Below are 12,787 nucleotides of genomic sequence, written 5' to 3'. Positions count from 1 at the left end.
TAGCTATTTTATAAGTTTCAAAGGTACAAAATACATGAAAAATCAATGCCTCTTTACAAAACTATAACAGTAAATTTGAATACTTCCATAGCCATTTGGAAGGTAGAGGAGACCGAAACTTTTCTGGAACAGGGCATCCGGTTGACATCACAATGTCAGACCCGATATAACGGTATGAAATCCGAATTGCACCGGAGGGCTTTCTTAAGTATTCGACATCTAATGGCGCTTTATGGATACGAGGATAAGGATTTGTATTATAGCGAATTTGGGAAACCCCATTTGAAGGACGGCAATTTTATTTCCATTACCCACTCACATCATTTTACGGCAATTATCGTTAGTAAAACGGAGGAGGTAGGCATCGATATAGAAAAGAACAGGGAAAAGATTCTTAGGATCTCGCATAAGTTCACCCCTTTTGAAGAGTACCGGACTTTGGCAAATACGGAGGCCATTATCCGAAAACTGACCATCGTTTGGGGAGCCAAGGAATCGCTCTACAAAATTTACGGGCAACAGGGCATCAGTTTTCTACATCATATCCATGTGGCCGATTTCTCCTTTTCTGACACTCAAACAACTGCCGAAATTATCTTTGAGGGGCAGGTTTCCCAGTACCATGTGCATTTTATGGAGTTTGAAGGTTTTACCCTTGTCTATGGCATTAGGCAAAAAACAGGATAGTTTTTGCGCCTAGAATCAAATATCTTTACCAAAACATAATTTCATGGATATATCCGTAGAACTTACCTTTTCCCCTTTACAGGACGATTTTGAGGAACATATCATCAACTTTATCAAAAAACTGAGAAATTCCGGTCTGGTCATTTTGGAAAATCCTTTAAGCACCCAGGTTTTTGGTCCTTATGATACGGTGATGGAAGTGCTTAAAACCGAAATCAAAACAGCCTTTGAACTCATGGACAAAGGACTTATGTATATGAAATTGGTGAAGTCCGATAGAAGCGCGTATGAGCCCCATTTTTGATTTTTTCCTCGGGCCCTACCGGGATAAGGAGACCTTCATTATTGTAATCGAAGCCATTGTCTTTGTTACCGGCATATTAAGTGTCTGGTACGCAAAAAAGGAACATATTTGGGTGTACCCTACGGGATTGGTAGCTACGGTCCTTACCGTGTATCTTTTGTATCGGGACCAGTTGTTAGGTGATATGATGATGAACTTCTATTTCTCCATCATGAGTGTTTACGGTTGGTGGAATTGGGCCAGGACTAAAAACAATAAAAAGGTCGTACATATTTCCAGGACCAATGCAAAGGAGAAAATTATTGGTTTTGTACTTTTCCTTCTAACAATGGTCGTTACCTATATCGTATACCGAATTTTTGATGTGGAAGTAGGTCCATCAAACTATATTGATATTTTTACCTCGGGTGTCTTCTTTACAGGAATGTGGTACATGGCCCTTAAAAAATTGGAGAATTGGACACTTTGGATTTTGGCCGATGTAATTACGGTGCCATTATATGCCTACAGGGGCTGGGGCATGCTTTCCTTGCAATATCTTATATTTACCATCTTGGCTATCCAAGGTTATTTTGAATGGAAGAAAAGTATAGACAACAGCCTTCGAACGTCCTAAAAGTAGTTCTTTTTGGTCCGGAATCGACAGGAAAGACCACCTTATCGGAACAACTCGCAAGACATTATAATACGGTCTGGGTTCCAGAATATGCACGGGAATATCTTCAGAACAAATGGAACAACGAACGAAAGACCTGTGAGCCGGAAGATTTGTTACCTATCGCCGAAGGTCAAATGCGACTGGAAAACGAACTGACCAAAAAAGCAACGGAAATTCTTGTTTGCGATACCGATCTATTGGAAACTAAAGTATATTCCGAAGCATATTATATTGGAAACTGTGACCCGGTACTTGAAAAATACGCCTTAGAGAACCAATATGACCTTTACTTGCTAACCTATATAGATATTCCTTGGGAGGCGGACGACCTTAGGGACAAACCTAATGAAAGGGAGCAGATGTTCGAATATTTTAAGGCTACCTTGGAAAAGTATGAACGCAATTTTATTATCTTAAAGGGAAATAAAAAAGAGCGCTTAAAGCGTGCAGTCGAACACATAGATAAATTACGTACAAAAATGATAGCAATTTCTGAACAGGATATAAAACAAATGGCAAACAAGGGGATTGCCAAGGAAAAAGTCGAGAATCAGATCAATACCTTTATGGAGGGCATTCCCTTTGTGGACTTACAAAGTGCCGCCGTAGTAGGTAACGGCATTCTTCGTTTTAGTGAGGAGGAAGAAAGTGAGTTGATCCATTATTATGAATCTAAAGCATCCAATTTGGAAATACTTAAGTTCGTGCCTGCATCCGGTGCAGCTTCTAGAATGTTCAAGGCTCTTTTTTCTTTTTTGGATAGCTATGACCCTGCCAAGGAATCCCTCGGGGATTACCTGGAAAGGACGGGTGACAAGGATATAAAAAAGCTTTCGGAAGGTCTGGAAAAAATGCCTTTTTACAGAAAGGTTATGGACAGGCTACCCAAGAATTTTAATTCTCAAGGGGAAAAGGTCTATTTATTCGTAAAGGAACTGTTAGGCGAAGATGCCTTAAACTATGGCTTTTACCCCAAGGGCTTATTGCCTTTTCATAAATATGGCGATAACACGGCAACCCCTTTCCAGGAACACTTGAAAGAAGGTGCCTTGTATGCAAGTTCCACCAATGGAAGTAAGCTGCATTTTACGATTTCTGAACAACATGAAGAAATGTTTAAGGAAGAGTTGAACCTTGTAGGGGAAAGGGTTTCCAAAGAAACAGGGATAAACTATACCGTGGATTATTCGTTTCAGAAACCTTCAACGGATACGATTGCCGTAGACATGGACAATAAACCATTTAGGAATACGGATGGTGCCGTTTTGTTCAGACCAGGTGGACATGGTGCCTTGATCGAAAATTTAAATGATCAGGATGCCGATGTTATTTTTATAAAGAACATAGACAATGTGGCGGTAATGCAAGATGCCAAGGCCGTGGCGGACAGTAAAAAAGTTTTGGCCGGGGTCTTGTTAAAAGTCCAAAAGAAGGCTTTTGAATATGCTAAAATGTTGGATGAAGGTGCTATTTCAGAAGATGGTATCAGTACAATAACCTCGTTTTTGGCGGACGAATTAAATGTGAAGTTTACTAAGGATTTTGATTCCTTCTCAACGGATGCTAAAATATCGCTACTTAAAAATAGAATCAATAGGCCTATCCGTATTTGTGGCATGGTCAAGAACGAAGGGGAACCCGGTGGGGGACCATTCTGGATTAGAAATGCCAATGGGGAGGTTTCACTTCAGATCATAGAATCCGCCCAAATAGATATGGATAACCCGGAGCAAGTGGATATTTTGCAAAATTCTACCCATTTTAATCCGGTGGACTTGGTTTGCGGAATTCGTGATTACAAAGGAAATAAATTCAACCTGTTGGACTTTGTAGACCCTAAACAGGGATTTATAACGGGCAAAACCATGAATGGAAAGGAATTAAAGGCCTTGGAGCTTCCAGGTCTTTGGAACGGTGCCATGGCACATTGGAATACCATTATGGTAGAGGTGCCTTTGGTAACCTTTAATCCGGTGAAGACGGTTTTAGATTTATTAAAGGGTTCGCATCAGGCTTAAATTAACCAAGAAGTAAGTTTAAAAAGTGTGTACTTGTTACACACTTTTTTTATTCCAAATAGTAGTGTTTTAACATCGGCCATAATGGTTTATGTTTTGGAAATATTCTGGATATGGCCTCTTTTCTATCTTCTTTTCCGTTAAAAAAAGCAAAGATCTTTATAGTTGAACATCCAATTTGGTTAAGGCTTCGTAAATAACGATAAGTACGAATCATTAACATAGATCATATAATGAAAAAGTATATCATAATTTGCGTAGTTGTTTTTGGAACGATATTGAACACCCATGCAAATCCTTGCCAAATGGACAAGATTTCAAAAATTGAAGTAATAAATGACGATTACGAAAGAATCCCTTCCAGCGAACTGACTCCCGCCGTTGTGGAAGAAATATTAAAAGAATATCCAACCTCTAAATTGGGAGCGGCCTACAGAAATTCAAAAGGAATTTTCAAACTGATCATGGTTTTAAAAAGCGGCACTAGACGTACGGTCTATATTGATCCGTATGGAAATTGGATTACAAAGAAGAAGTAATCATTATAGAATAATTTATTAAAGGCCGCCTTGCGGTCTTTTTTTTGACTATTTAATCCAATTGATATCCCACTAGAACATCCCCACGAAAAGTCGGTTTAAAGAAGTTTTTAATTATTTCTAGGGTAAATTTTTCATTTGATGTGACCAAAAGACGCTTCCTGTGTCTTACTAATTGTAAAGAAATTTAAAAACCCTCGAAAGTCAAACACTAACCGTTAACTGTAAAGGGACCATTAAGTTTCAGGATGATTCAACAGAAATAGGCTAATGCGATTTGTAATAGTCCTGTTTAGGGAGTTTTCAAAAGGTTTTGGTTGTTGTACCCTAGGTTTGGTTCTGTAATATAGCTTGATGGTGGTAAAGGGAGCTGGTCAGTCGGCTCCCTTTTTTTTTCAATTTTTTATCGGCCTATATTGATTTATTGAAACAAGCAATGTATTTTTGCGCCATCTCAAAGGGGTGCCGAATCTTAAAAGGAGGAAGCTGAGATTATACCCAATGAACCTGGGCAGGTAATGCTGCCAAGGGATGGCAAACGCCAAATTTGGATTATCAAAGGTCCTTAGATGGACAAAAATCAAGTTTAATTTAGAATAATAGCCCCTTTTATTCGTAACACTTTTACGAATGAAACAATCTATGTTCGCAACATTGGCCTTACTGGGCCTAACCATGGGCGCGTACGCCCAACAACAACCAGCGGAAACGGATTCCCTTGAAGGGAAGAAAGTAGTACTGGACGAAGTATTTGTATCGGCAGTACGGGTTACCAAGGAGTCCCCGGTAACCTTTTCCAATTTAACAAAGGAAGATATCAAACCAAGAAACCTGGGCCAGGACATTCCTATTTTAATGAACTTTTTGCCTTCGGTGGTTACGACCTCCGATGCTGGGGCCGGAGTGGGCTATACAGGTATACGCGTACGCGGTAGCGATGCCACAAGGGTAAATGTCACTATTAATGGTATCCCTTACAACGACGCGGAATCGCAAGGGACGTTTTGGGTCAACATGCCCGATTTTGCTTCCTCTACCGAGAGTTTACAGCTACAGCGTGGCGTGGGAACCTCTACCAACGGAGCCGGAGCCTTTGGTGCCAGTCTTAATTTGTTGACCGATGGATTTTCCGAAGATGCCTATGCGCAAGTTTCTTCCTCGTACGGCAGTTTTAATACGTTTAGGCGTAATATGAAATTCAGCACCGGTCTTTTGAACGACAGGGTCGAGATTTCAGGGAGGTTGTCCAGGATAAATTCCGATGGTTATATCGACAGGGCTTCATCAGATCTGGATTCCTATTTTCTACAAGGGGCCTACAAAGATGACAATACCTTGATCAAGGCCTTGCTTTTTGGAGGTCATGAAATCACTTACCAAGCTTGGTACGGTATTGATGCCGAGACCTTACGTACGGATAGGACCTTCAATCCTTCGGGAATTTATACGGACGAAAATGGTACTATTCAATTCTATGAAAACGAGGTGGACGATTATAAGCAGGACCATGCCCAATTATTGTGGAACGAACGGTTGTCCGATTCTTGGAGTACCAACATCGCCTTGCATTACACCCGGGGAAGGGGTTTTTTTGAACAGTTTAGGGAAGACGATGCTTTTGAAACCTATGGTTTTGAACCACTCAACGTGAATGGGGAAGAAGTGAACACTACTGACCTGATCCGACGGCGTTGGTTGGACAATGATTTTTACGGAACGGTCTTTTCCGCAACCTATAACAAGGAAAACCTAAACCTTATTCTTGGAGGGGGATGGAACAATTATGAAGGGGATCATTTTGGGGAAGTCATTTGGGCAAGGTTTGCCAGCAATAGTGAGTACAGGGACCGCTATTATGATGACACCTCCAAAAAGTCGGATTTTAACTTCTATTCCAAGGCTAATTACAAGCTTAACGACCGTTGGTCGCTCTACGGTGACCTACAGTACAGAACCGTTGGTTATCGGGCCAATGGCGAGGACACAGGTTTGGTGGATGATACCTTCGACTTTTTCAACCCCAAGGCAGGTGTGACCTATGATTTAAACCGGAACAATAATTTCTATTTCTCCTATGCCCGTGCCAATAGGGAACCCAACAGGAACGACTATGAAAATGGAAGCCCAAGACCGGAAAAATTGGACGATTGGGAATTGGGGTGGCGCTATATTTCTCCAGATGTTCAAGTGAACACGAACTTGTACTATATGAAGTATCAGGACCAATTGGTATTGACCGGTGAACTGAACGATGTTGGGGCCCCGCTAAGGGCCAATGTGGGGGATAGTTACCGTTTGGGGCTGGAAGTTGACGCACAAGTGCAAATAAGCGATAAATTTACTTGGAGACCTAACGTTACTTTAAGTACCAATAAAAATAGAGATTTTGTGTTTCAAAGGGACGGTGTACTGCAAAATCTGGGGAATACCAACATCGCCTACTCCCCAGATATTATTGCAGGAAACTTGATAACCTATAGTCCGGTTGAGGCATTTCAGGTTTCCCTGTTGACCAAATACGTGGGCAAACAATATATGGGCAATATAGATGCCGAAAGCTCCGTATTGGATGCCTATTCCCAGACCGATTTAAATTTTCAGTATGAACTACCCTTCAATGGTTTTATAAAGAACATTGTATTTTCGGGCTTGGTAAATAACCTATTTGATGCCGCTATCGTATCGAATGGATATTTCTTTACGTTCGATGATGACTTTTCGAATCCTGGCGTCATTACTACTGTAGAGGGCGCCGGATATTATCCTCAGGCCGGTATCAACTTTTTATTGGGCACCACGGTAAATTTTTAAAGGTAGCAAGTAACTAATTGTAAGTCCCAAGTAACCACTTTGTTTGCTTGGGGCTTTTTATTTAATTGGTCACTGTAACACTATTGCCCCCAAAACTGGTCCTGTACTCCAACATATCGTAATAGCGATTTCCATCGTCCGGTCTGTTCAGCATTTGGCCGGTAAAAAGGCTGTATTCATACTCCTCGCAAGGGCAGGTGGCCACTTGGCCGTTAAAGGTCATCGTGGAGCAATCGTTGGGTGCGTGGTTGGGGCAACTGGCCTCAAAGGCCCTAAATTGATTGAACCCGGCGTTTATGATGAATATCCCTCGTGTTCCTACACCGTCCTGTGTGACCAGGACAGCACTCCCCGTATTGGTCAAAGGACTGTACAGGGGGAGGTTCAAGTTGGCATCAAACCTAAAATTTATCTCTTGTAGAAAGGGGTTACGGTTTGTGGTGTTGTTGTCACAAGCCAAAAAAAGCAGAAAAATGACGAGACCTGATATTCGTTTCATGCTGTAAGAATGTTTGGGGAATGGATATATTAATTTGTGTAAAATTATATATATTTGTGGGAAATCCTCTCTAAAAAAGTCATGAGTATGTGGCTGTTATGGAGGATTTTGCTATTTATAAAACGACGACACTATGGGTAACGTATCATATTATACTGCGGAAGGACTAAAAAAGTTAAAGGAGGAGCTGAATTACTTGAGGGATGTGGAACGGCCAAAAGCTTCCCAAGCCATTGCCGATGCGCGGGATAAAGGGGATTTGTCCGAAAATGCCGAATATGATGCCGCCAAGGAGGCCCAAGGTTTGTTGGAGATGAAAATTTCAAAAATGGAAGCTACCTTGGCCAATGCAAGACTTATAGACGAGTCCCAGTTGGATACCTCAAAAGTCTTGGTGTTGTCCACGGTAAAGCTAAAGAACCAGACCAACGGTATGGAAATGAAGTATAAACTAGTGGCGGAAAGCGAAGCCGATTTAAAATCCGGTAAAATTTCCGTGAACTCTCCCATTGGAAAAGGATTGTTGGGGAAAAGCGTTGGAGATACAGCTGAGATTTCCGTTCCCAACGGCACTATGAAATTCGATATTCTTGAAATCACACGGGAATAATAGATTTGAGTCACCTAATTTGAATCCCACGATAATTATTATGGTGGGATTTTTTTTGCTAAATGCTATTTTGGAAGATTATGGAGATTTAGTTTACTAGCTTAAAGGAAACAATATGCTGTGCTTTTGGGTCGTCTATGTACGCTACAAAATAAGTATCTTACGTTTAAAATGGAAATATAGTAACTTGTTTCTATTTATAACTGTTTGCTTTAATGTTGACCAAATTCCAAAAGTTTCCATATAAATCAACTTTTTTATTTATATTTGTATCCATAAAAGGACACTAATTCCAAATGAAAAGAAGATTTGAAGTTGTTTTTCTTGAACAAGCCATTGATTTTATGGCTAAGGTCGACAAGAAAGCAAAAGCCAAAATTTATTATAATCTGGATAAGGCAAAACTCGGACTTGACCCAAAACTGTTCAAAAAACTAACGGACGATATTTGGGAATTCAGGATTAAATATGGTGGACTTCAATACCGACTATTTGCATTCTGGGACAGAAAAGGCAAAACCAAAACGCTTGTGATTTCCACACATGGAATGGTCAAGAAAACGGACAAGGTCCCAAAAGCTGAAATCGAGAAAGCAAAACAGATTCGAACGGAATATTTCGAACAATAAAAACAAAGTCATGGCTACAAAAAAGAAAAAAATGAAAATTATGACCCTTGACCAAATGAAGGACAAGGACATCGGAAAAATTGGAACAGCGGACAGGGACAAATATGAATTTGATCTGAGAATGGAAATCCTTGGGGAAATGATAAAGTCGGTCAGAAAAGAAAGGAAACTGACCCAAGAGCAACTCGGAGAATTGATCGGAGTTCAAAAGTCTCAAATTTCAAAACTGGAGCGAAGTGCCAAGAATGTTACCATCGAAACCATTTTAAAAGTTTTTAACGCTTTAAAAGCAAATGTTAAGTTTAGCGTGCAAATGGACACACAGGAATTCAAGGTTGCGTAGAAAACATTAAAGATAACAACACCTATAAACACCTGCTGGCGCGAGCATCTTGCTCGTGCCTCTGACTCCAGCACAAGCGGGACGCTGGCGCTAGCGGGGGAGTAAAAAAAAGAATAATGATAACATCAATACCGCAGAACCAAGAATGATCAAAACTGGCCAAATTGAAAAATCAAATGTCAAGTAACTAATGTTGGCAGGAATAAAATTAATTACAGTTAGGAGTAAAAGATAAAGGGCAAAAAGCCTTATTACAATTCTGAAAAAATCTCTTTTGGTCATTTATTATTGTGTTAAGTCCTTTGAAACTCTGAATTTCCAGTCATTGTCCCATTGACTTTGAACCATTTGTGAATTTCGTAATCAATTAATCTTATTGGGCCTTAAGTATGAATCTCGCCTTCTTCTCAAAGCTTTAATTTCGTTTGCCAAATCCATCAATTGCATTTGTTTAAATATAATATCGGCTTCTTTCTCAACTAGGTTTTCAGAATCAAGTTTTCTACTCAATTTTTGCACTTCATCTGAATCAGACAAAGATGCAAAAGGATGGTCAAATGGACGACTTAGACCGCACCTATTAACTTTAAAAAAACCATCTACAATTCTACCATAAAAAAGCCAAAAGCCATTTTCCTCAATATAAGGGTAGCAAGTTTTCCAATTCTGTCCTATGTAAATATTATCCTGAACATCCCCACCATCAAGGGATTCAACTACCTGTATTTTATAGGTTAAATCATCGTTTACCTTAATTACCTTTCCAATAAAAATACATTCGGACTGCATTTCTCTCTGCTGTTGCTCCATTAATCTATATGGATTACAAGAGCATGAATAACCTACATAGTTCACGAGAAGAAGTATAATGTATATTAAATTGCGCATATAATTCTTTATTTGAACTTTAAAAATAAAAATGTGGCCAATAATGTTAAGCAGATAGATACCAATAAATTCCTAGACCAATTAACTTTAGACTGTTCACTTTCAAGTTTGGTTCTTCCAAGTTTAACAAAGCACCACCAAAATAGGCCTCCTATATCTCTGAAAATTCTCCACATTTATGATTCGCTTTTCTGAACTATGTTCTGTAGGGAAGTTACAAAACTATTGGTACTTTTATTTTTCATTGTTGAAATATGAAATTATTCTCGATTATTCCCGCTGCTGGCGCGAGCATCTTGCTTGTGCCTCTGACCCCAGCACAAGCGTGACCCTTGCGCTAGCGAGCGGGCACAAGGTTTTAAAGTAGATGATGCATTGATGAAGTACGAAGTTGTAAACCTCGCACAGTGCGTCTCTGCCTTGACCAAAAAAGAAACATGGGACTGGCTAAGAGAATCAAAAAACAAATCGATAAACTTGAACTGAAACCTGAAGATCTGGGATTTTATAAAACACTTAATTGATGTTAGTCAGAATGTAAACACCTAATCATCTGAGAACATAAACTTGAGAATCTCATTGAAGAAAAATGAAAAAATTAATAGATATTGAGAGTTGGATTAGAAAGGAACACTTTAAGTTTTTTTCAAAATTTTCCGAACCATTTTTTGGTGTAACGGTTAATGTTGAATGCACAAATGCTTATTCAAAAGCCAAAGAAAAGCAAATTTCATTCTTCCTTTATTATCTGTATCGAGCATTGAAATCTGCCAATAAAATCCACAATTTCAAATATAGAATAATTGACGGGAAGGTCTATGAATTTGATGTTGTAAATGCCTCGCCAACCATAAATCGACCAAACGGAACATTTGGATTTGCCTATATGGATTATGTGGAAAATGAAGATGAATTTTATCGAAAAGCAATGGAAGAAATCAATAATGTGCAAAACACAAACAGCCTTTTACCAGCAGTTTCAGGTGAAAATGTGATTCACTTTTCAGCAATTCCTTGGATAGACTTCACAAGTATTTCACACGCAAGAAGTTTTTCTCACCCAGACAGTTGCCCAAAAATATCGTTTGGTAAAATGACAGAAACCAACGGAAAAAAGTCAATGCCAATTTCCATTCACGGACACCACGCTTTAATGGACGGCTTTCAAGTAGGACAATTTATAGACGAATTTCAAAAACAATTAGATGAATAAAACACTACCGCCAATAACTAGCGTTCGTGTGGTCGGTACGCCCGCTCTTCTAAGTTTGCAACTTCGAAGCACAAAGTTTTAAAGTAGATGATGCATTGATGGAGTACGAAGTTGCAAACGTCGCATAGAAGGTTGTCAGACTATTTGAAAACCTTTCATTTTATGCAATTTTTCTAGGTTACCAAGATTTGGTATATTTGGGTAAAATTATAGTCAAAATGGGAAAAAACACATCAATATCACTCGGGGATCATTTTGAGAATTTTATCAGAGAAGAAGTGAAATCTGGAAGATACGGTTCTGTAAGTGAAGTTATTCGTTCTGCTTTGAGACTTTTAGAAAGCGAAGAAAAAAAAGAAAGAGAACTAATTAAAGCACTTGAAATAGGAGAACAAAGTGGATTTATTGAGAATTTTGACCCTAAACAAAATTTGGCCGAATTACATCGCCAACACTTATGAGTAAAAACAAATATCACATAAGTAAACAAGCGATTGATGATTTAAATGATATTTGGATTTATACTTTTCACAAATGGTCCAAAGAACAAGCCGACAGATATTATAACGTTATAATTGATGAAATTGAATTTATAGCGAACAATTATCCGATCGGAAAATCCGCTGAACAAACCCGAAAAAACTATCGAGTAACTAAAATAAAATCACATCTGATCTTTTACAGAAAAGTGGAAAATGATATCGTGGAAATTGTGAGAGTTTTACACCAAAGGATGGATGTTAAAAAACGCCTGAAATAAAAAACTACACACAAGATGTGTAAGCTTCCCTTAAAAAAGGACCCTTTAAAATTCGATATATCCATCGTATTTTTATTTAAAATTAAAACCATGGCAACCATCTTCACTAAAATCATCAACGGCGAAATACCCTGCTACAAAATCGCGGAGGACGAGAACTATCTGGCGTTTTTGGACATCAATCCCAATGCAAAAGGTCATACCTTGTGTATACCCAAGGTTGAGGTAGACAAAATCCTGGATTTGGATGAAACCACCTATATGGGGTTGATGGCGTTTTCAAGAAAGGTTGGGAAGGCCGTTCAAAAGGCAATGGATTGCAAAAGGGTGGGTCTAACGGTCATCGGTCTGGAAGTGCCACACGTTCATGTGCATTTGATTCCGTTGAATTCCATGCAGGACGCTACTTTTCAAAAGAAGGTAAAACTATCGGAAGAGGAATTTATTCAGGTAGCCGAAGCGATCGCTTCTAAACTTTAATGGTTCCTCCCAAAAAGAAGTACACCCCAATACCCACCACGGCAATCATGAGCAACAGGATTATAAAAAACAGGAAGGTAGGTTTGGTGGATTTTTTTTCCGGTACGACGGTTTTCTGATAATAGTCGAACATACGTTCAATATCATCGGTCCATTTTACAGGATAGATCATGGAGTTACACTTTCTGCAAACGATTTGATTGGTAATCTCGTTCGTAGTCTTATGGAAAAAGGCACCGTAGGTGTGCTTTTGGTAAAAAGTGAGCTTTAAATCCTGATTAAAACACTCCGGACAATTATTGTTCAAGTCTGCTTCCTTAATTACTTTCAGTTTTTCCTTTGCCATGA

At 39.2% G+C, this 12,787-nt stretch carries 16 protein-coding genes; 13 read left to right on the top strand and 3 right to left on the bottom strand.

Annotation, left to right across the window (positions count from 1 at the left end; translation table 11 throughout):
* The first annotated feature begins 45 nt into the window (after positions 1-45).
* The 6 genes from BFP75_RS07795 (at position 46) to BFP75_RS07770 (ending at position 7,017) form a co-directional block, all read left to right on the top strand.
* Positions 46-687, top strand: a complete 642-nt coding sequence (locus tag BFP75_RS07795) for a 4'-phosphopantetheinyl transferase family protein (RefSeq protein ID WP_099544681.1) — start codon at positions 46-48, stop codon at positions 685-687.
* A gap of 43 nt (positions 688-730) precedes the next feature.
* Positions 731-991, top strand: coding sequence for a hypothetical protein (locus BFP75_RS07790; RefSeq protein ID WP_099544680.1), 261 nt, complete (start codon positions 731-733; stop codon positions 989-991).
* Entirely contained in the window at positions 975-1,607 is a 633-nt protein-coding gene (gene pnuC, locus BFP75_RS07785; RefSeq protein WP_206073516.1) for a nicotinamide riboside transporter PnuC, read from the top strand. Before BFP75_RS07790 ends, pnuC begins: the two co-directional genes overlap by 17 nt.
* The gene (locus tag BFP75_RS07780) at positions 1,568-3,667 is read left to right on the top strand and encodes a DUF4301 family protein (protein ID WP_099544679.1); all 2,100 of its coding nucleotides are present in this window, start codon (positions 1,568-1,570) and stop codon (positions 3,665-3,667) included. Before pnuC ends, BFP75_RS07780 begins: the two co-directional genes overlap by 40 nt.
* Before the next feature lie 233 nt (positions 3,668-3,900).
* Positions 3,901-4,206, top strand: coding sequence for a hypothetical protein (locus BFP75_RS07775; RefSeq protein WP_099544678.1), 306 nt, complete (start codon positions 3,901-3,903; stop codon positions 4,204-4,206).
* Positions 4,207-4,836: 630 nt separating this feature from the next.
* On the top strand, positions 4,837-7,017 hold the full coding sequence (locus tag BFP75_RS07770; protein WP_099544677.1) for a TonB-dependent receptor: 2,181 nt from the start codon (positions 4,837-4,839) through the stop codon (positions 7,015-7,017).
* A 61-nt stretch (positions 7,018-7,078) separates the two neighbouring features.
* On the opposite strand, the gene BFP75_RS07765 is transcribed toward BFP75_RS07770, so the two are convergent.
* A complete protein-coding gene (locus BFP75_RS07765) occupies positions 7,079-7,516 on the bottom strand; it encodes a Rieske (2Fe-2S) protein (protein ID WP_165776560.1) in 438 nt (145 codons plus the stop codon).
* 133 nt (positions 7,517-7,649) lie between these two features.
* Between BFP75_RS07765 and greA the strand changes: the two genes are divergently transcribed.
* From greA to BFP75_RS07750, 3 genes are all read left to right on the top strand, one after another.
* On the top strand, positions 7,650-8,126 hold the full coding sequence (gene greA / locus BFP75_RS07760; protein ID WP_099544676.1) for a transcription elongation factor GreA: 477 nt from the start codon (positions 7,650-7,652) through the stop codon (positions 8,124-8,126).
* A gap of 296 nt (positions 8,127-8,422) precedes the next feature.
* On the top strand, positions 8,423-8,755 hold the full coding sequence (locus BFP75_RS07755) for a type II toxin-antitoxin system RelE/ParE family toxin (RefSeq protein WP_099544675.1): 333 nt from the start codon (positions 8,423-8,425) through the stop codon (positions 8,753-8,755).
* 10 nt (positions 8,756-8,765) lie between these two features.
* Positions 8,766-9,098: a helix-turn-helix domain-containing protein gene (locus BFP75_RS07750; RefSeq protein ID WP_099544674.1), complete on the top strand. Its 333-nt coding sequence runs from the start codon at positions 8,766-8,768 to the stop codon at positions 9,096-9,098.
* Positions 9,099-9,461: 363 nt separating this feature from the next.
* Here the strand turns inward: BFP75_RS07750 and BFP75_RS07745 are convergent, their stop codons facing one another.
* The gene (locus tag BFP75_RS07745; RefSeq protein ID WP_099544673.1) at positions 9,462-9,908 is read right to left on the bottom strand and encodes a hypothetical protein; all 447 of its coding nucleotides are present in this window, start codon (positions 9,906-9,908) and stop codon (positions 9,462-9,464) included.
* 667 nt (positions 9,909-10,575) lie between these two features.
* Between BFP75_RS07745 and BFP75_RS07740 the strand changes: the two genes are divergently transcribed.
* The 4 genes from BFP75_RS07740 to BFP75_RS07725 all read left to right on the top strand — a co-directional run bounded on the left by BFP75_RS07740 (position 10,576) and on the right by BFP75_RS07725 (position 12,439).
* Entirely contained in the window at positions 10,576-11,199 is a 624-nt protein-coding gene (locus tag BFP75_RS07740) for a chloramphenicol acetyltransferase (protein WP_099544672.1), read from the top strand.
* Between the two features lie 218 nt (positions 11,200-11,417).
* Positions 11,418-11,660 carry a type II toxin-antitoxin system ParD family antitoxin gene (locus tag BFP75_RS07735; RefSeq protein WP_099544671.1) on the top strand — a complete coding sequence of 81 codons (243 nt, stop codon included), beginning with the start codon at positions 11,418-11,420 and terminating at the stop codon, positions 11,658-11,660.
* Positions 11,657-11,959 (top strand): type II toxin-antitoxin system RelE/ParE family toxin, encoded by a 303-nt coding sequence (locus BFP75_RS07730; protein ID WP_099544670.1) that lies wholly within the window; start codon positions 11,657-11,659, stop codon positions 11,957-11,959. Before BFP75_RS07735 ends, BFP75_RS07730 begins: the two co-directional genes overlap by 4 nt.
* A 90-nt stretch (positions 11,960-12,049) precedes the next feature.
* Positions 12,050-12,439, top strand: coding sequence for an HIT family protein (locus BFP75_RS07725; protein WP_099544699.1), 390 nt, complete (start codon positions 12,050-12,052; stop codon positions 12,437-12,439).
* Here the strand turns inward: BFP75_RS07725 and BFP75_RS07720 are convergent.
* A complete protein-coding gene (locus BFP75_RS07720; RefSeq protein WP_099544669.1) occupies positions 12,429-12,785 on the bottom strand; it encodes a hypothetical protein in 357 nt (118 codons plus the stop codon). The two genes, BFP75_RS07725 and BFP75_RS07720, sit on opposite strands and share 11 nt — an antisense overlap.
* Positions 12,786-12,787 lie beyond the last annotated feature (2 nt).

It is taken from the genome of Maribacter sp. 4G9 (assembly GCF_002742265.1).
Classification (GTDB): domain Bacteria; phylum Bacteroidota; class Bacteroidia; order Flavobacteriales; family Flavobacteriaceae; genus Maribacter.
This window is presented reverse-complemented; position numbering and strand designations above follow the sequence as displayed.

What these genes read in the sequence shown, in the direction of transcription:
- BFP75_RS07770 (WP_099544677.1), top strand. Translation starts at nt 4,837, where the DNA reads ATGAAACAATCTATGTTCGCAACATTGGCCTTACTGGGCCTAACCATG.
- BFP75_RS07745 (WP_099544673.1), bottom strand. Translation starts at nt 9,908, where the DNA reads ATGGAGCAACAGCAGAGAGAAATGCAGTCCGAATGTATTTTTATTGGA.
- pnuC (WP_206073516.1), top strand. Translation starts at nt 975, where the DNA reads ATGAGCCCCATTTTTGATTTTTTCCTCGGGCCCTACCGGGATAAGGAG.
- BFP75_RS07790 (WP_099544680.1), top strand. Translation starts at nt 731, where the DNA reads ATGGATATATCCGTAGAACTTACCTTTTCCCCTTTACAGGACGATTTT.
- BFP75_RS07795 (WP_099544681.1), top strand. Translation starts at nt 46, where the DNA reads ATGCCTCTTTACAAAACTATAACAGTAAATTTGAATACTTCCATAGCC.
- BFP75_RS07750 (WP_099544674.1), top strand. Translation starts at nt 8,766, where the DNA reads ATGGCTACAAAAAAGAAAAAAATGAAAATTATGACCCTTGACCAAATG.
- BFP75_RS07755 (WP_099544675.1), top strand. Translation starts at nt 8,423, where the DNA reads ATGAAAAGAAGATTTGAAGTTGTTTTTCTTGAACAAGCCATTGATTTT.
- greA (WP_099544676.1), top strand. Translation starts at nt 7,650, where the DNA reads ATGGGTAACGTATCATATTATACTGCGGAAGGACTAAAAAAGTTAAAG.
- BFP75_RS07780 (WP_099544679.1), top strand. Translation starts at nt 1,568, where the DNA reads ATGGAAGAAAAGTATAGACAACAGCCTTCGAACGTCCTAAAAGTAGTT.
- BFP75_RS07720 (WP_099544669.1), bottom strand. Translation starts at nt 12,785, where the DNA reads ATGGCAAAGGAAAAACTGAAAGTAATTAAGGAAGCAGACTTGAACAAT.
- BFP75_RS07765 (WP_165776560.1), bottom strand. Translation starts at nt 7,516, where the DNA reads ATGAAACGAATATCAGGTCTCGTCATTTTTCTGCTTTTTTTGGCTTGT.
- BFP75_RS07725 (WP_099544699.1), top strand. Translation starts at nt 12,050, where the DNA reads ATGGCAACCATCTTCACTAAAATCATCAACGGCGAAATACCCTGCTAC.
- BFP75_RS07735 (WP_099544671.1), top strand. Translation starts at nt 11,418, where the DNA reads ATGGGAAAAAACACATCAATATCACTCGGGGATCATTTTGAGAATTTT.
- BFP75_RS07740 (WP_099544672.1), top strand. Translation starts at nt 10,576, where the DNA reads ATGAAAAAATTAATAGATATTGAGAGTTGGATTAGAAAGGAACACTTT.
- BFP75_RS07775 (WP_099544678.1), top strand. Translation starts at nt 3,901, where the DNA reads ATGAAAAAGTATATCATAATTTGCGTAGTTGTTTTTGGAACGATATTG.
- BFP75_RS07730 (WP_099544670.1), top strand. Translation starts at nt 11,657, where the DNA reads ATGAGTAAAAACAAATATCACATAAGTAAACAAGCGATTGATGATTTA.